13 protein-coding genes and 2 pseudogenes are annotated in these 17,624 nt (G+C 70.8%); 2 read left to right on the forward strand and 13 right to left on the reverse strand.

Annotated features, from left to right (window positions below):
* Positions 1-110: 110 nt before the first annotated feature.
* The 7 genes from topA to ABR738_RS18655 form a co-directional block, all read right to left on the reverse strand.
* Positions 111-2,951, reverse strand: a complete 2,841-nt coding sequence (gene topA, locus ABR738_RS18625) for a type I DNA topoisomerase (protein WP_350231117.1) — start codon at positions 2,949-2,951, stop codon at positions 111-113.
* Positions 2,952-3,149: 198 nt separating this feature from the next.
* Positions 3,150-3,377 carry a hypothetical protein gene (locus ABR738_RS18630; protein WP_350231118.1) on the reverse strand — a complete coding sequence of 76 codons (228 nt, stop codon included), beginning with the start codon at positions 3,375-3,377 and terminating at the stop codon, positions 3,150-3,152.
* A 363-nt stretch (positions 3,378-3,740) separates the two neighbouring features.
* Positions 3,741-5,240 carry a DUF7059 domain-containing protein gene (locus ABR738_RS18635; RefSeq protein WP_350231119.1) on the reverse strand — a complete coding sequence of 500 codons (1,500 nt, stop codon included), beginning with the start codon at positions 5,238-5,240 and terminating at the stop codon, positions 3,741-3,743.
* Positions 5,241-5,337: 97 nt separating this feature from the next.
* On the reverse strand, positions 5,338-6,060 hold the full coding sequence (locus ABR738_RS18640) for a small secreted protein (RefSeq protein ID WP_350231120.1): 723 nt from the start codon (positions 6,058-6,060) through the stop codon (positions 5,338-5,340).
* Positions 6,061-6,238: 178 nt separating this feature from the next.
* On the reverse strand, positions 6,239-8,632 hold the full coding sequence (locus ABR738_RS18645) for a sodium-translocating pyrophosphatase (protein WP_350231121.1): 2,394 nt from the start codon (positions 8,630-8,632) through the stop codon (positions 6,239-6,241).
* Between the two features lie 270 nt (positions 8,633-8,902).
* On the reverse strand, positions 8,903-9,349 hold the full coding sequence (locus tag ABR738_RS18650; protein WP_350231122.1) for an ATP-binding protein: 447 nt from the start codon (positions 9,347-9,349) through the stop codon (positions 8,903-8,905).
* 104 nt (positions 9,350-9,453) lie between these two features.
* On the reverse strand, positions 9,454-9,807 hold the full coding sequence (locus ABR738_RS18655) for an STAS domain-containing protein (protein WP_053728100.1): 354 nt from the start codon (positions 9,805-9,807) through the stop codon (positions 9,454-9,456).
* Positions 9,808-9,886: 79 nt separating this feature from the next.
* Here ABR738_RS18655 and ABR738_RS18660 point away from each other — a divergent pair, with 79 nt between their 5' ends.
* Complete coding sequence (locus tag ABR738_RS18660) at positions 9,887-12,439, forward strand: DEAD/DEAH box helicase (protein WP_350231123.1); 2,553 nt, start codon at positions 9,887-9,889, stop codon at positions 12,437-12,439.
* A gap of 40 nt (positions 12,440-12,479) precedes the next feature.
* Here the strand turns inward: ABR738_RS18660 and ABR738_RS18665 are convergent.
* The 6 genes and pseudogenes from ABR738_RS18665 to ABR738_RS18690 form a co-directional block, all read right to left on the reverse strand.
* A pseudogene (locus ABR738_RS18665) lies at positions 12,480-12,938 on the reverse strand (Rv3654c family TadE-like protein); the annotation flags it as partial.
* Positions 12,935-13,264, reverse strand: coding sequence for a TadE family type IV pilus minor pilin (locus tag ABR738_RS18670; protein ID WP_350231124.1), 330 nt, complete (start codon positions 13,262-13,264; stop codon positions 12,935-12,937). The gene ABR738_RS18670 and the pseudogene ABR738_RS18665, both read right to left, overlap by 4 nt.
* A gap of 46 nt (positions 13,265-13,310) precedes the next feature.
* The gene (locus ABR738_RS18675) at positions 13,311-13,466 is read right to left on the reverse strand and encodes a DUF4244 domain-containing protein (RefSeq protein ID WP_350234641.1); all 156 of its coding nucleotides are present in this window, start codon (positions 13,464-13,466) and stop codon (positions 13,311-13,313) included.
* Between the two features lie 321 nt (positions 13,467-13,787).
* Positions 13,788-14,549, reverse strand: coding sequence for a type II secretion system F family protein (locus tag ABR738_RS18680; RefSeq protein ID WP_350231125.1), 762 nt, complete (start codon positions 14,547-14,549; stop codon positions 13,788-13,790).
* A 38-nt stretch (positions 14,550-14,587) separates the two neighbouring features.
* Positions 14,588-15,523 carry a type II secretion system F family protein gene (locus tag ABR738_RS18685; protein WP_350231126.1) on the reverse strand — a complete coding sequence of 312 codons (936 nt, stop codon included), beginning with the start codon at positions 15,521-15,523 and terminating at the stop codon, positions 14,588-14,590.
* Positions 15,520-15,831 (reverse strand): annotated as a pseudogene (locus ABR738_RS18690) (ATPase, T2SS/T4P/T4SS family); the annotation flags it as partial. The gene ABR738_RS18685 and the pseudogene ABR738_RS18690, both read right to left, overlap by 4 nt.
* Positions 15,832-15,880: 49 nt before the next feature.
* Between ABR738_RS18690 and ABR738_RS18695 the strand changes: the two are divergent.
* Positions 15,881-17,473, forward strand: coding sequence for a recombinase family protein (locus tag ABR738_RS18695; protein WP_350231127.1), 1,593 nt, complete (start codon positions 15,881-15,883; stop codon positions 17,471-17,473).
* Positions 17,474-17,624: the final 151 nt, after the last annotated feature.

The following is a 17,624-nucleotide window of genomic DNA, read 5'->3' on the forward strand; positions in this document are numbered from 1 at the left end:
TATGGGCGGGCGCCCGCGGGCGCCGTGGCCCGGGCCGCCCCGGGGCCGAAGCGGAACGGGGGGCCGGGGCGAGTGCCCCGACCCCCCGTCAACAGCCCGGTCCCCTGCGTCTACTCCGACGGCGCGGCCTTCTTGGCGACCGCCTTCTTGGCCGGGGCCTTCTTCGCCGCGGCCGTCTTGGCCGTGGTCGTCTTCTTCGCGGCCGCCGTCTTCTTGGCCGGGGCCTTCTTGGCGGTGGTGGCCTTCTTGGCGGCGGTCTTCTTGGCCGGAGCCTTCTTCGCCGTCTTCTTGGCCGGGCCCTTGGCCCGCTTCTCGGCCAGCAGCTCGAAGCCGCGCTCGGGCGTGATCTCCTCGACGCTGTCGGCGGTCCTGAGCGTCGCGTTGGTCTCGCCGTCGGTGACGTACGGGCCGAAGCGGCCGTCCTTCACCACGACCGGCTTCTCGCTGACCGGGTCGACGCCGAGCTCCTTGAGCGGGGGCTTGGCGGCCGCGCGCCCACGCTGCTTGGGCTGGGCGTAGATCGCGAGGGCTTCTTCGAGCGTGATGGAGAAGAGCTGGTCCTCGCTCTCCAGGGAGCGCGAGTCGGTGCCCTTCTTCAGATACGGGCCGTAGCGCCCGTTCTGCGCGGTGATCTCGACGTCCTCGGCATCCACACCGACGACGCGCGGCAGCGACATCAGCTTGAGGGCGTCGTCGAGGGTCACCGTGTCCAGGGACATCGACTTGAAGAGCGAGGCGGTACGCGGCTTGACCGCGTTCTTGCCCGTCTTCGGCGTGCCCTCCGGCAGGATCTCGGTGACGTACGGGCCATAGCGCCCGTCCTTGGCGACGATCTGGTGGCCGCTCACCGGGTCCACGCCCAGCTCGAAGTCGCCGCTCGGCTTGGCGAGCAGCTCCTCGGCGTACGCGACGGTCAGCTCGTCGGGCGCCAGGTCCTCGGGGACGTCGGCACGCTGGTGGCCCTCGGCGTCCTTCTCGCCGCGCTCGACATAGGGGCCGTAGCGCCCGACGCGGAGCACGATCCCCTCGCCGACCGGGAAGGAGGAGATCTCACGGGCGTCGATGGCGCCGAGGTCGGTGACGAGCTCCTTGAGCCCGCCCAGGTGGTCGCCGTCGCCGTTGCCCGCGGAGGAGGCGGCGCCGGCCGTGGCCGCGTCGCCCTCGCCGAAGTAGAAGCGCTTCAGCCACGGCACGGCCTGGGCCTCGCCGCGCGCGATGCGGTCGAGGTCGTCCTCCATCTTGGCGGTGAAGTCGTAGTCGACGAGCCGCCCGAAGTGCTTCTCCAGGAGGTTGACCACGGCGAAGCTCAGGAAGGACGGGACGAGCGCCGTGCCCTTCTTGAAGACATAGCCGCGGTCCAGGATCGTGCCGATGATCGAGGCGTACGTGGAAGGACGCCCGATCTCGCGCTCTTCCAGCTCCTTGACCAGTGAGGCCTCGGTGTAGCGGGCCGGCGGCTTGGTCGCGTGGCCGTCCACCGAGATCTCCTGGGACGACAGGGCGTCGCCCTCGGCCACCTGCGGCAGCCGGCGCTCGCGGTCGTCGAGCTCGGCATTCGGGTCGTCCGCGCCCTCGACGTAGGCCTTCATGAAGCCGTGGAAGGTGATCGTCTTGCCGGACGCGCTGAACTCGGCCTGCCGGCCGTCGCTCGCCCGGCCCGCGATCTTCACGGTCACCGAGTTGCCGACCGCGTCCTTCATCTGGGAAGCGACGGTCCGCTTCCAGATCAGCTCGTAGAGCCGGAACTGGTCGCCGGTCAGACCGGTCTCGGCCGGGGTGCGGAAACGATCACCCGAAGGACGGATCGCCTCGTGCGCCTCCTGCGCGTTCTTGACCTTCCCGGCGTACGTACGCGGCTTGTCCGGCAGGTAGTCGGCGCCGTACAGCTGAGTCACCTGGGCCCGGGCGGCCGTGATGGCTGTGTCGGACAGCGTCGTGGAGTCCGTACGCATATAGGTGATGAAGCCGTTCTCGTACAGCTTCTGGGCAACCTGCATGGTCGCCTTCGCACCGAAGCCCAGCTTGCGCGAGGCCTCCTGCTGGAGCGTCGTCGTACGGAACGGGGCGTACGGCGAGCGGCGGTAGGGCTTGGACTCCACCGAGCGCACGGCGAAGGAGGAGTCGGCGAGCGCGGCGGCCAGGGCTCGCGCGTTGGCCTCGTCCAGGTGCAGGACATCGCTCTTGAGTTGTCCGTCGGGACCGAAGTCGCGGCCCTGCGCGACGCGCCGGCCGTCGACCGTGTTGAGCCGGGCCACCAGCGTGGACGGGTCGGAGGCGTCGCCCGTCCGGCCGGTCGCGAACGTCCCGGTCAGGTCCCAGTACTCAGCAGAACGAAACGCGATGCGCTCGCGTTCCCGCTCCACGACAAGTCGGGTGGCCACCGACTGGACGCGCCCGGCGGACAGCCGCGGCATGACCTTCTTCCACAGGACCGGCGAGACCTCGTAGCCGTAGAGGCGGTCGAGGATGCGGCGGGTCTCCTGGGCGTCGACCATGCGCTGGTTGAGCTCGCGGGGGTTGGCGACGGCGTCCCGGATGGCGTCCTTGGTGATCTCGTGGAAGACCATCCGGTGGACGGGGACCTTGGGCTTCAGGACTTCCTGAAGGTGCCACGCGATGGCTTCGCCCTCGCGGTCCTCATCGGTGGCGAGGAACAGTTCGTCGGACTCGGCCAAGAGCTCCTTGAGCTTCCTGACCTGCGCCTTCTTGTCGGCGTTGACGACATAGATCGGCTGGAAGTCGTGTTCGACGTCCACGCCGAGCCGGCGCACTTCGCCGGTGTACTTCTCGGGCACCTCGGCGGCGCCGTTCGGCAGGTCGCGGATGTGCCCGACGCTCGCCTCGACGACATAACCGGGGCCGAGGTAGCCCTTGATCGTCTTCGCCTTGGCAGGAGACTCGACGATGACGAGTCGGCGGCCGCCCTTTGCGGTCTCGCTGGTCGGGGACAACTTCGCTCTTCTCTCCGGTCGGCACTCGGGTTTCAACACGTTTCAGTACGTGACGCTGCGGAGTGTGACGGTACAACCCGCCCCCGTGTCAAACAGCAAAAGCCCGCAGCGGCCACTCGAACGGTAACCCGACTTACCGCGATCCTGCCGCCCGGACCGTTCGGAAGCCTTCCGAACGGCGTTTCATCCCGTTTCGGGCTAGGACGTTCCCTGGATGCGAGTGAAGCACCAGACTCCAAGCAGGAGAAATCCGACACCGAAGGCGAGTGCGAGCACGGCGGAGGCGACCGGTGGGGTGCCGTCCGCGACCGGCTCGCGGCGGCGCGCGCGGGACGCGGTCCACAGCAGCAGAACGCCCCCGAACAGCACGAACACCGTTCCCGCGAAGACGGCCGGCCCCGTCTCGGTCCCTCCCAGTGCGTTCATGGGCGCGATCCTGGCCACCGCGCGACGCCCCGGGGCAGAGCGGGGACCGCATCGGGGCGAACGCCGGGTGAAGGGTCACCCGACCATGCGCATTTCAGCCAGATCTCCCCCGCCGGAGGCTGCCGGACGGGGCCGGAGGCGGTCGGAGGCGGTCGGCCGACGCGTCGAGCGTCACACCCAAACCCGCCCATGCCGTGGCGAGCCGGGCAGGGCCTGGGTACGGAGCCCGGACCCCGGACCAGGCACCGGCCCGGACGCCGACCCGGACGCCCGGACACCGGCCCGACGGCGAACCCGGGCATGGGGTCCGGGTGAGGGAGGCGATGCGCCGCCCCCACCCCCGCCCGCGCGCTTGCCCTGCCGCTACTCCCCCACCGGCTCCAGGAACCCCTGCTCCACCAAGGTCCGGATGGAGTCCGGCGTACGATCGCGCAGCAGCACCGGGTCCTCCTCGATCAGCTGGGCGATCGCGTCCAGAATCCGCCCGGCGGGCAGCTCCCCGTCGCAGACACCCGCGAATCCGGCGCCGACCGTGTCCACCTTCGTGGCCCGGCGCATGCCGCGGTTCTGCCGCAGCACCACATGCTCCGGGTCCTCGGCGCCCGGAAGACCCACCTGCTCCTGCACCACCTCCTCGGCCAGGCGGAACCGGTCGGCCAGCAGCGCCGCGTCGTCGTGCCGGCGCAGATAGTCGTGCCGTTCGAAGTGGGCCCTTACGGTCTCGCCCAGCGGCTGCTCCACCGGGTGCGGCCACTCCTCGGCCACGATGGACGGCCGCTCGCTGTCGGTGCGGCGCAGGGTGATCCAGCCGAAGCCGACCGCCCTGCTCTTGCGTGCCTCGAACTCGTCGAGCCACGCCTCGTACCGCTCCGCGTAGCGCGCCGGGTCGCTGTGGTGGTCTCCCGCGTCGCGCAGCCACAACTCGGCGTACTGGGTGATGTCCTGGACCTCGCGCTGCACGATCCAGGCGTCGCACCCGCTGGGGACCCACGAGCGCAGGCGGTCCTGCCACTCCTCGCCCTCGACGTGCTGCCAGTTGGCCAGGAACTGGGCGTACCCGCCGGGGTTGAGCCGTTCCCCCGCCTGCTGAACGAGGGTGCGGCACAGATCGTCCCCGCCCATGCCGCCGTCGCGGTAAGTGAGCCGGGCGCCGGGGGAGATGACGAACGGCGGGTTGGAGACGATCAGGTCGTACCGCTCCTCACCCACCGGCTCGTACAGCGAACCCGTCAGCAGCTCGGCCTCCGGCGCGCCGGACAGGGCGAGGGTGAGCCGGGTGAAGCCGAGGGCTCGGGGGTTCAGGTCGGTCGCGGTGACCCGGGTGGCGTGCTGGGCGGCGTGCAGCGCCTGGATGCCGGAGCCGGTGCCCAGGTCGAGGGCCGAGCCCACGGGCCGGCGGACCGTGATGCCGGCCAGCGTCGTGGAGGCGCCGCCGACACCGAGCACCATGGCCTCGTCGCGACCGCTCGCCCCTCCGGCGCCGCCGACCGCGCAGCCCAGGTCGGAGACGATGAACCAGTCCTGCCCCTCGGGGCCGCCGTAGGGCCGGACATCGACCGTGGCCCGCACCTCGTCGCCCGACCGGACCACCCAGCCGTCCGTCAGCGCCTCGTCCAGCGGCAGGGCGGCGCGGGCGCTCTCGGCCGCGACGGGCCGCTGGAGCAGGAAGAGCCGCACCAGCGTGTCGAGCGGCGCCCCGCCGCGGGTCGCGCGCAGGGCGGGGACGGTCTCGCTGCGGGCCAGCGCGGCGTACGCGGGCGCGCCGAGCAGGTCGAGCAGGCCGTCGGCGGTGAAGGCGGCGGCGAGCAGGGCGTCGCGCAGGCGGGCTGCGTGACCGGACGCGGGAAGGCTGGTCGTACTCACCCGGCCATTGTCGCCGCTGGCTCTGACAATCACCCCCGCAACGGCCGTGGCCCGGCCCCCGCTGGGGGACCGGGCCACGGCGGAAGGCGCCCGAGGACTACGACTTGGCGCTCTGCGACGCCGAAGGCGAGGCGGAACCGGCCGGGGAGGCGGAACCGGCCGGGGAGGCCGAAGCGGCGGGCGACGCCGAACCCGAGGGGGACGCCGACTGGGAGGGCGCGGCGGACTTGTCGGCGGGCGCTCCCGCGCCCGAACCGGAGGGCGCCGGGGAGGACGGCGTCTGCTTCTGGCAGGAAGGCTGCTTGCGCATGGCCTTGCCGACGTCGCCGGCCTCCAGCTTCTTCAGGGACTCATCACCCGTCGAGCTGGTCTTGCCGAACTCGGTCGCGATGTCCTGGAGGCCCTTGGCGAACCCGGCCTGGTCCCCGGCGTCGAGCGCGTCGACCTTCTTCTTGAGGTTCGCGTACGCCACGGATGAGGCGTTCAGGTCCTTGACGGCCTGCTGCTGGGTGGCGGCGCCGTCCTTGACCGGCGGAGCGCCGGCCTTGTCGACGGCCGCGCCCAGCGCCTTGTAGGCGTCCGAGATCTGCTGGAAGGCAGTCGAGTCGGTCTTCTGCACGTCGGCGGGCTTGCTGTCGTCGCGCGTCTGCGCCTGAATGGCCGCGTTGGCGTCAGTGATCTTCTTGAACTGGGGCTGGGCCGTGTCGCAGAAGGTCTTCGCCCAGCTGTCGACCTTCTTGCTGGAGTCGTCGCTGCAGCCCGACAACGTCAGCATCAGTACCGCACCGCCGGACAGTGCGGCCGCAAGCTTCTTGTTCACCGGTTTGGTCCCTTCCAAGGCTCTCGGCCCCGGAACATACACGCCAAGTGGGCGACAATCGCTTGCCGCCCGTGTGATGTGCCTTGCATTGCGGCTATTTGCAGCCATTTGCACCAAGCGAAACGGGCGGACGGTGTGTCAAACCCCACCGTCCGCCCGCCCTTTGCTGCGCGTACGGCTACGAAACCACCGCCGGATCAGCCGACTTCGCGACCCGTTCGCTGGTTCCGTCGTCGCCCACGGCCACGCTGCGCCGCTTGGACACGTACACCGCGCCGATGATGACGAGGATGGCGAGCGCCGCCACGATCCCTCGAACGAGCGGGTTTGCGTCGTCGCCGTAACTGAACTTGACGATGGCCGGCGCGATCAGGAGCGCGACCAGGTTCATCACCTTCAGCAGCGGGTTGATCGCGGGCCCCGCGGTGTCCTTGAAGGGGTCACCCACGGTGTCGCCGATGACGGTCGCGGCGTGGGCGTCGCTGCCCTTGCCGCCGAAGTGGCCGTCCTCGACCAACTTCTTGGCGTTGTCCCACGCGCCGCCCGAGTTCGCGAGGAACACCGCCATCAGGGTGCCGGTTCCGATCGCGCCCGCCAGATACGAGCCGAGCGCGCCGACGCCGAGCGTGAAGCCGACCGCGATGGGGGCGAGCACCGCGAGGAGGCCGGGGGTGGCCAGTTCGCGCAGCGCGTCCTTGGTGCAGATGTCGACGACGCGCCCGTACTCCGGCTGCTCGCTGTAGTCCATGATCCCGGGGTGCTCGCGGAACTGCCGCCGCACCTCGAAGACCACGGCTCCGGCCGACCGGGACACCGCGTTGATCGCGAGCCCCGAGAAGAGGAAGACGACCGCCGCGCCCAGCATCAGGCCGACCAGGTTGTTGGGCTGTGAGATGTCCATGCTCAAGGTCAGTTCGTTCGCCTTGGCGTGGACGTCGCCGACGGCCGTGGCGATCGCGTCCTTGAAGGAGCCGTAGAGCGCCGCGGCGGCCAGCACGGCCGTGGCGATGGCGATGCCCTTGGTGATGGCCTTGGTGGTGTTGCCCACGGCGTCCAGGTCGGTGAGCACCTGGGCGCCCGCGCCCTGGACGTCGCCGGACATCTCCGCGATGCCCTGGGCGTTGTCGGACACCGGGCCGAAGGTGTCCATGGCGACGATCACGCCGACCGTGGTGAGCAGGCCGGTACCGGCGAGCGCCACCGCGAACAGCGCGAGCATGACCGAGGTGCCGCCGAGCAGGAAGGCCCCGTACACGCCGAGACCGATCAACAGGGCGGTGTAGACGGCCGATTCGAGGCCGATGGAGATGCCGGCCAGGACGACCGTGGCGGGGCCGGTCAGCGAGGACTTGCCGATGTCCTTGACGGGACGCCGGGTGGTCTCGGTGAAGTACCCCGTCAACTGCTGGATGAGCGCTGCCAGGACGATGCCGATGGCGACGGCGACGAGCGCGAGGATCCGCGGGTCGCCGTCGTGGGACTTGATCACCTGGTCGGTGACGCCGTTCAACTTGGCGTACGAGGACGGCAGATAGGTGTAGACCGCGATGGCCACCAGGGCGAGCGAGATCACCGCCGAGATGAAGAAGCCCCGGTTGATCGCCGACATTCCGCTGCGGTCGGCGCGCCGCGGGGCGACCGCGAAGATGCCGATCATCGCGGTGACCACGCCGATCGCCGGGACGATCAGCGGGAAGGCGAGGCCCGAGTCGCCGAACGCCGCCTTGCCGAGGATGAGCGCCGCCACCAGGGTCACGGCGTACGACTCGAACAGATCGGCCGCCATGCCGGCACAGTCGCCGACGTTGTCGCCCACGTTGTCCGCGATGGTGGCGGCGTTGCGCGGGTCGTCCTCGGGGATGCCCTGCTCGACCTTGCCGACCAGGTCGGCGCCGACGTCGGCGGCCTTGGTGAAGATGCCGCCGCCGACCCTCATGAACATCGCGATCAGCGCGGCGCCGAGCCCGAAGCCCTCAAGGACCTTGGGCGCGTCGGCCGCGTACACGAGCACGACGACGGAGGCACCGAGCAGGCCGAGGCCCACCGTGAACATGCCGACGACGCCGCCCGTACGGAAAGCGATCTTCATGGCCTTGTGGGAAACCGAGGTGAGATCCCTTTCAGGTTCGCCTTCCGCAGGAGTCGCCTCTCGGGCGGCCGCCGCGACGCGCACATTCGCGCGCACGGCCAGACGCATCCCGATGTATCCCGTCGTCGCCGAGAAGACGGCGCCGATCAGGAAGAACACGGAACGGCCCGCACGCTGCGACCAGTTGTCGGCCGGCAGCAGGAACAGCAGGAAGAACACCACGACGGCGAAGACGCCGAGGGTGCGCAACTGCCGGGTCAGATAGGCATTCGCGCCTTCCTGCACGGCTGCCGCGATCTTCTTCATCGCTTGGGTGCCCTCGCCGGCCGCGAGGACCTGGCGTACGAGCAATTGCGCGACGATCAGGGCCGCGATCGCGACCGCCGCGATGACGATCACGATCGTCCGGTTGCCGTCGGTCAGTACCGCGGCGGCCAGGGATGTGGGGTGGTCGAGTTCCGTTGGGTTGAAGAGCCCCGCCATTCGTCCTCCTTGACGCTCAGAGCTCAAGATGTGGACGGATTGTAGGTAGCGGAACACGATCAAAACAGGGCGCCGCAAATGGAATTGACCTTCTTCGGCCCACCAGAGAGAGATCCGGTCACGAAAGTGCCCCCGAAAGCGGTAATGGGGCAAAAGCATTGACGCTTGATCGGTGATCTAGGAAACGTCCGGCGGACGGGCCGGAAATCTGGCTCAAGACATGAAAAAGGCCCTGCTCAGCAGGGCCAGTCCCGTCGCATAAAAAGGTAATCAGGGAAGCACCTCGGACGGTGTGGTGGGCCAGCTCATGCGAATGACACCCCCCGCGTCGCCGGAGACGACTTCCACGTCGTCCACAAGCCCGCTGATGACAGCTAGGCCCATTTCGTCCTCCGCGCCGTCGTCGAGTTCGTCGTCGGGCGCCGGACCGCGCACGCCCGGCACCGCCGCCGCACCGCCGCCCGAGCCCGGCACGCCGTCGCCGACCTCGATGGAGAACAGCTTCTCCTCCTCGATCAGGACGACGTGGACGGGGGCGTCGATGCCGTGCGCGCGGTGCAGCCCGACAGCGCGGCTACACGCCTCGCCCACGGCGAGTCTGACCTCGTCGAGCACTGCCTCATCGACTCCGGCCCGGCGCGCCACGGCGGCCGCCACCAGACGGGCCGTCCTGACGTGTTCGGGCTGGGCACTGAAACGGAGTTCAACGGTGGCCATGGTGATCCCCCTCGAACGTACGGGCATACCTCTCAGGGGCCCCGGGCCATATCGCCGCCCGGCGCCCCTGTCCTTCCTCCGGAGCCGTCCAGGGACGGCTGCCGTCAGTCGGTCGCGTTGACGGCCTCGTCGACCGAGCCGTGGATCGGGAACACCTTGGTGAGCCCCGTGATCCGGAAGATCTTCAAAATGCGCTCCTGGTTGCAGACCAGGCGCAGCGAGCCCTCATGCGCGCGCACGCGCTTGAGCCCGCCCACCAGGACACCCAGGCCCGTGGAGTCGAGGAAGTCCACGCCCTCCATGTCGACGACCAGGTGGTAGCTGCCGTCGTTCACCAACTCGACCAACTGCTCGCGCAGCTTGGGCGCGGTATACACATCAATCTCGCCACCGACCTCGACGACCGTACGGTCGCCACCAGGTCCGGACACATTGCGAGTCGACAGGGACAGGTCCACGGATCCTCCAGCACCTTGCTATCGAGCGGCCGCCCCCTGTGTCTCCCCGGCGGAGCCAGAGAACGGATCGCCAGCCGCGATGGCATTCAATCACTTACCGGCAGCCATGCACGACGCCTTGGGACCATTGTCCGCTACGCCAGTGACACACTCGGTGCCGATGGCCAGGAATCACCGCCCCAGAACACCCGCCGACAGCACGGGTGAACGACCCGACCCCGGCACGGTCCTCGACCGGCTCGCCACCGGGGCAGGCCGGGCTGCGCGCATCACTCATACGGAGCACCTGCCCCCGCGAGCGGGACGTCATGCAGTGTGGCCGCACCTGATCCGCCCGGAGGTGATCAGCGCCATCCAGGACGCCGGCATCGCGCACCCCTGGGCCCACCAGGCCGCCGCCGCCGAGCACGCCCTGAACGGCGAGTCGGTGGTGATCGCCACCGGTACCGCGTCCGGCAAGTCGCTCGCCTATCTGGCCCCCGTCCTCAGCACGCTCCTGGACGGCTCCGAGGCTCCGAACGGCCGCGGCGCGACCGCGCTCTACCTCGCCCCCACCAAGGCCCTCGCGGCCGATCAGCGCCGCTCGGTGAAGGCCCTCGCGGCCCCCCTGGGCAACGCGATCCGGCCCGCCGTGTACGACGGCGACACTCCGGTCGAGGAACGCGAGTGGGTGCGGCAGTACGCCAACTACGTCCTCACCAATCCGGACATGCTGCACCTGGGCATCCTGCCCTCCCACCCCAGGTGGGCCTCCTTCCTGCGCGCCCTGCGCTATGTCGTCATCGACGAGTGCCACACCTACCGCGGCGTCTTCGGCTCCCACGTCGCCCAGGTACTTCGCCGTCTGCGCCGTCTGTGCGCCCGCTACGGCTCCGAGCCCGTCTTCCTGCTCGCCTCGGCCACGGCGGCCGAGCCCGCCGTCACCGCGGGCCGCCTGACCGGGCTGCCCGTCGTGGAGGTCGCCGACGACGCCTCGCCGCGCGGTGAGCTGGTCTTCGCCCTGTGGGAGCCGCCCCTCACCGAGCTGCCCGGCGAGAAGGGCGCGCCGGTGCGCCGCACGGCGATTGCCGAGACCGCCGACCTCCTCACCGACCTCGCCGTGCAGGGGGTGCGCACGGTCGCCTTCGTCCGCTCCCGGCGCGGCGCGGAACTCATCTCGGTCATCGCCCAGGAGCGCCTGCACGAGGTGGACCGCACCCTCGCCCGGCGTGTCGCCGCCTACCGGGGCGGCTACCTGCCCGAGGAACGGCGCGCCCTCGAACAGGCCCTGCACTCCGGCGAGCTCCTTGGCCTGGCCGCCACCACCGCCCTGGAACTCGGCATCGACGTCTCGGGCCTCGACGCCGTCCTGATCGCGGGCTACCCGGGGACCCGGGCCTCCCTGTGGCAGCAGGCGGGCCGGGCCGGCCGCTCGGGTCAGGGTGCGCTCGCTGTCCTGATCGCCCGTGACGACCCGCTGGACACCTACCTCGTCCACCACCCCGAAGCGCTGTTCCAGCAGCCCGTCGAGGCCACCGTGCTGGACCCCGACAACCCCTATGTGCTGGCTCCCCATCTGTGCGCCGCGGCGGCCGAGATCCCGCTCACCGAGGCCGACCTGGAGCTCTTCGGCCCGGCGAGCCCGGGGCTCATGCCGCAGCTGGAACGGGCCGGGCTGCTGCGGCGCCGCAGCAGCGGATGGTTCTGGACCCGCCGCGAGCGGGCCGCCGACCTCACCGACATCCGGGGCGGCGGCGGCCGCCCGGTCCAGGTCGTCGAGGCCTCGACGGGACGGCTGCTCGGCACGGTCGACGCGTCCGCCGCCCACACCGCCGTCCACGACGGCGCCGTCCACCTGCACCAGGGCCGTACGTACCTGGTGCGGCACCTGGACCTGGAGGACTCCGCCGCCCTCGTCGAGGAGGCGAGCCCGCCCTATTCGACCGTCGCCAGGGACACCACCTCCATCTCCGTCCTCACCACCGACACCGAGATCCCATGGGGAGCCGGCCGCCTCTGCTACGGCTCCGTCGAGGTCACCAACCAGGTCGTCTCCTTTCTGCGCCGCAAACTCATCACCGGCGAGGTGCTTGGCGAGACCAAACTCGACCTGCCGCCCCGCACCCTGCGCACCCGGGCCGTGTGGTGGACGGTCACCGAGGACCAGCTCGACGCCGCCCGCGTCGGCCCGGAGATCCTTGGCGGCGCCCTGCACGCCGCCGAGCACGCCTCCATCGGGATGCTTCCGCTCTTCGCCACCTGCGACCGCTGGGACATCGGCGGCGTCTCCATCCCGCTGCACCCGGACACCCTGCTGCCGACGGTCTTCGTGTACGACGGCAACCCCGGTGGCGCCGGATTCGCCGAACGTGCCTTCCACACCGCCGCGCGCTGGCTGACCGCGACCCGCGAGGCGATCGCGTCCTGCGAGTGCGAGTCCGGCTGCCCGTCCTGCATCCAGTCGCCCAAGTGCGGCAACGGCAACGATCCCCTGCACAAGCGCGGCGCGGTCCGCCTCCTCACGGAGCTGCTACGGGGAGCCCCGGCGGACCCGGACCCCGACCCGAGGCCGACCGCGGCTGCGATACGGCCCCCGGCCCCGCCGGAATCCGAGGACCCGGCTCGGCCAGGGGCGGCCCGGCCCGGGACCTGACGCTGGGCGCGTACGGCCCGAACCTCGCCCGCACCCGTACGTCCGCGATCTCCCCGAGGATCGTGCACCGCACCAGCTCCGCGCCCTGAGCCCTGGCCACCTCGACGGCCTTGACGCACGCGTCCGGTGACCCCCACCGGGCCTGGTCGGCCGCCGCGAGCGCGGCCAGGTCGGCGGCCCCGCCGGCCCGGTGCCGCGCGGCCACGGCCTGGCCCAGGTACAGCACGGCCGCGAACACGGCGCCCATCGTGGCGGCCGTGAGCGCCACCCACACGGTGGCGGAGCCCCGGTCGCCGCCATTAAGGCGCGGCGTGGGCGGGTCGTCGGGCCTACCGCGCGGCGTGCGGTGCTCGTCAGACCTACCGTGCGGCGTGCGCTGGTCGTCGCACCCACCGTCCGTCGTGCGCCGGTCGACGTGGGGCCGTATCCGGCGCCCCCACGCGGGCCACGCCCTGGACCCCTCCCGTCGCACCACGAAGTCCCGCACCCGTTCGTTCATGGCGTCACCCCCGCCGCGTCCTCGGCCAGCGCGGCCGCCTCGGCGCTCAGCGTCAGGGCCAGGCGGCGCGGCCCGGGCGTGGCGGACTCCACCCGGACCCGCCACATCTCCCCCGTGCGCCGCACGGTGACCGTGGCCCCCTTGGGCGCGGCCTCCCGAGCCGCCGCCACCGCGACGGCCTCCGGTTCGGAGCGGGCCACCGAGCGGGCTCCGGCCCGGGCCGCGTCCACGCAGCGGATCTCGGACGAGGCCGCGGTCAGCGCCCACAACAGGGCCAGGGCGAACCCCACGAGGGCCGGAATCGCCACGGCCGTCTCGGCCGTCACGAACCCCCGGTCACCCCAAGGGCGCGCACCGGTCGCGCCCCTGGGCTCAGAACTGCACATCGAGTGCCTTGGTGATCAGCTGGGTGAGCGCCGTCACGACGCCGTCGCTGGTGACGATCTTGTAGAGGATCGCCGCGAAGGCGCACGCCGCGATGGTGCCCACGGCGTACTCGGAGGTCGTCATCCCGCTGTCGTCACGCATCCGGCGCCTCAGCGCGAGCGCCAGCGCCGGCCGCCGGCACCGCGCGGGGCGCTCCGAGGGGTTCATGAGGTCCGCGCGGTCCGCGTGGTTCGCGTTCGCGTGGTCCGCGTGGTTCGCGTTCGCGTGGTTCGCGTTCGCGTAGTTCACGTGGCGGTTCGAGATCGCGTTCATGGCGTCCAACTCCAGTCCTGTGTATGGCTGTTGACTGATGGTTGTTGAGTGACAGATGGACATGCGACGCAGTCGCGTGTGGACGTTGACGTAATTGGTGAATTCATTGCGTGGCTCGGCCGGGCCCGGGCCGGTCGCGCATCCGGGGTCTCACCGCCTGAGCAGCCCGCCCGCGAGGCCGATCACGACCGGTGCGACGCCCGCCGCGAGGAAGGCCGGCAGGAAGCAGAGGCCCAGCGGGCCGGTGATGAGTACGCCCGCGCGTCGGGCCCGCGCCGAGGCGTCCCTCATCCGCTCGGCCCGGCAACGCTCCGCGACCCGTGCGACGGGGCCTGCCGCGGGCGCCCCCGAGGAGGCCGCCCGCTCCAGACAGCGGGCCAGTTCGGCCGCGCCCGGTATCGCGCCGAGCCTTCCCCATGCCTCGCCGGGCTCACCGCCCATCCGCAGTTCGGCGGCGACCTGGCCGAGCCGGGTTCCGACGGGTCCCTCCAGGCACGCTCCGACCGCCCCCGCCGCCTCACGCGGGCCGCCCCCGGCGGCCAGACACGCGGCCAACAGGTCGGCCGCGAGCGGCAGTTCCCGGGCCACCCCGGAAGCGGAAGCGGACGCCTCGGCCCCCGTTCCGGGCACCCGGCGCCGACGCCCCCACACCCAGGCTCCGTACGCCGCCGCCAGGCCGGCCAGGAACCCCGCGACCCCGCCGACCAGCACGTAGCCCGCCGCGAGCGCCCCCAGTGGCGCTCCCGCGCGCTTGGCGCACGCCGTCCACGCCGGCTTCCAGATCCTTCGCGGAGGCGGCGCCAGCGCCTCCAGGGCCAGGAGCGCCGCCACTCGCCGCCGCATCCCGCGCTCCTGCCGGCGCCCGGCCACCGCCAGGACCGTCCACAGCGCGAGGGCGACCACCCCCAGCACTGCCCCCAGCCTGTGGAAAACCTCCGCTCCCACCGGGTTCACCGGCCCTCCCCCGCCCGTACGATCCGCGCCGCCCACCACACGCCGGCGGCCTCGAGGACCCCGGCCACCATCAGGCACCCGAACCCCGCCGGGCTGTGCAGCAGCACCCGCAACGGACTCGCCCCCATCGCCGTACCGAGCACGATGCCGAGCGCCGGCAGGACCGCGAGCAGCAGCACGGTGGTGCGGGCCCCGGCCAACTCGGCGCGCAGCGACTCCTGTTGTTCCCGTTCCGAGCGCAGCGCGCTCTCCAGACGCTCAAGGCCGGACGCGAGGCCCGCCCCGCCGTCCACCGCGACCTGCCAGCACGCCGCGACCGCGGCCAGGCCTTCCGCGCCCGGTTCCCGCGCCGCCGCGCGCAACGCCGCCGGCACGTCTCCGCCGAACCGCGCGGCCGCCACCACCGGAGCCGCCGCCGCGCCCAGCGCCGCCGTGGCCCGCGCCGCGACGGCCAGTGCCTGCCCGGGCTGCCGGCCCGCCCGCAGCTCTCCCGCGACGGCGGCGCACCAGGTGATCACCTCGTCCGCCCGCCGCGCACAGGCCCGCTCGCGCTCCCTGGCCCGCAGCCGCTTCCCCACGAAGGGCACCGCGAGCGCGGCCACCACCAGCGGCAGCACCGAGCCGCCCAGGAGGGCGATCACGAGCCCCAGCGGCAGGCACAGCCACTCCAGGCGCCAGCGCTCCCCCTCCCGCGCCTTCTCCAGCCGGCGCCCCAAGGGTGACGCCCGGAAAGCCACCCCCGCCCCGCCATCGCTCGCGGCGCCGGTTCCCGCCGCCGCTCCTGCCGTCACTGCGCCTCCCACGCCCATGCCCGCGCCCGCGAACATCAGCCGGGCCCGTCGCATCCCCTGATCCCGGCCGGCCCACATCCACGCGGCCGCTCCGGCGCACATCGCCGCCCACGCGGGCAGACCCATCCGAAGATCCGTCATGACTCACCCCCGATCAGCGCCCGGAGCCGTTCCCAGCCCGATTCGCGCACACATCCCGTCTCGCTCCACCGCACCGCGGGCACCGCCACGACCACACCGGACGCGTTCCGTTCCAGGACGCGCACCTCCGCGATCCGGCGCCGGCCCGCCCGGTCGCGTACGAGATGGACCACCACCGACAGAGCGGCCGCCAACTGGCTGTGCAGCGCGGCACGGTCGAGCCCGGCCGCGGTGCCCAGCGCTTCGAGACGGGCCGGAACATCGGCCGCGGAATTGGCATGGACTGTCCCGATCCCCCCCGAGTGCCCTCCCTAACCCTCCATGGGTTCAGGGAACCGGCGCGCTCTAGGGACTCCCATGCAACAGCCCACCTGCGTGATCTATGACCGCCTGTCCCGCCTCTTCGCCGAGGAAGCCCCCGACCACCGCATTGCCGCGTGTCGTGCGTACGCCGAACAGCGTGGTTGGAAGGTGGTGCACGTCGCCACTGACACGAACGTCAGCGGAGCAAGCAAGCTCGAAGACCGGCCCGGTATGCGAGAAGTGCTCTCTTGGCTTCCGCGAGTTGACTACGTCATTGCCGCGAAGCTGGATCGTTATGCGCGAAGCGTTCTGGAATTCCAACGGCTTCTCGATGCTGCGAAATCGACCCGAACGACGGTCATCACAGCGGATGGCGTTGTAAGCCCGGAAAACGCAAGCATCATCATCAACGTTCTTGCTGCTTTCGCAGAGTACGAGCGAGACATGATTACGGCGCGAATCACGGACAGCAAGAAGCACTTCCGTTCACGTGGCAACCACCTGGGTGGACTCGCCCCTTACGGATACGCGGTCACCGGTCCAATCAATGACAAGCGCTGGATCATTGACGAAACTGCCGCTGCGGTTCTCCGCGACTGTGCCGACAAGCTCATCAACCACGGCGCAACGCTCACGGGCCTTGCGCGCGAACTGAATGAGCGTGGAATCCTTCCCCCTGCGGATCACGCACGACAGCGAGACGGACGCAAACTAGCCCACGAGCACGAGGGACGCGGCGGACGTAAGAAGGAACCCCAGCGTTGGTACACCACGACCTTGCGGGATGTTCTTTACACGCCTGCCCTTCGCGGCTGGCTGGTGCAGTCTGTACCTGGCAAGAAGCGCGGAGCGATCCATAACCAACCCGTCCTTGACGCAGAAGGGCGGCCCATTTCAACTGGGCCCGAAATCCTCAATGGTGAAACCTGGGCAGCAGTACGCGCAATCATTGACGGTAAGTCCAAGGGGCGCGGAGTGGAGCGCAGCGGCAAGGCTCTTCTGCTACACGTCGCGCTGTGCTCCGAATGCGACGGGCCCCTTTACCGGCAGCGCCGTGAAGTCAGCGGCAAGGATTACAGCACGTACGTATGCCGAGCCGGGGTCGGTAAGCAGGGAATTCACCGCCCCAACGTCATCACGGCGCACTACCTTGATGAACTCGTTTCCGCCGACTACTTGAAGCGCTTCGGCTCATTCACGCTCATGCGCTGGATGGAGCCTGACGGCAGCGCCGTACTACAACTCTCCGAAGTGACAACGCAGATTGAACGCCTTGCCGGGAATCTGTCACAACTCGACCCGAACGGAACGGCAGCGCGGGTAGCCATTACGCAAATTGCCGCCCTGGAAAACCGGCAAGCTGAATTGCGCGCGGAAGCCGACCACTCCGAAGGCCGCTGGGTAGACGCCGGGGGCACCGTGGCGGACGAATGGCAGCGACGCACTGATGAAGGCCGACGGAGCCTGTTGGCTGACCTGGGGGCGCGCGTTACGGTCCGGCCCGCAACGCCCGGAGCGCCGCGACGGTTCGACCCGTCACGAGTGTCGGTTGAGTTCGAAGGCCCGGCATGGTTCCGCGACGATCCGGCGGCAGCGGAACTTGCCGCTCTCGCCAACGTTGAGAGAGAACACCAGAAAGCTTCGTAAGCCCGCCTGAACGCCGCTGACGGCCCGCCACTGGATTCCCCCCGCTGGCGGGCCGTTCGCGTGCCTGCGGGGCACAGAGGGGCGCTGAGTCGTAGATACCAGAGCCCCCGCCCCTGCGGAACGGCGTTTCAACCAGCGCAGTGCGGTGGAA

The organism is Streptomyces sp. Edi4, from assembly GCF_040253615.1.
Lineage (GTDB): Bacteria > Actinomycetota > Actinomycetes > Streptomycetales > Streptomycetaceae > Streptomyces.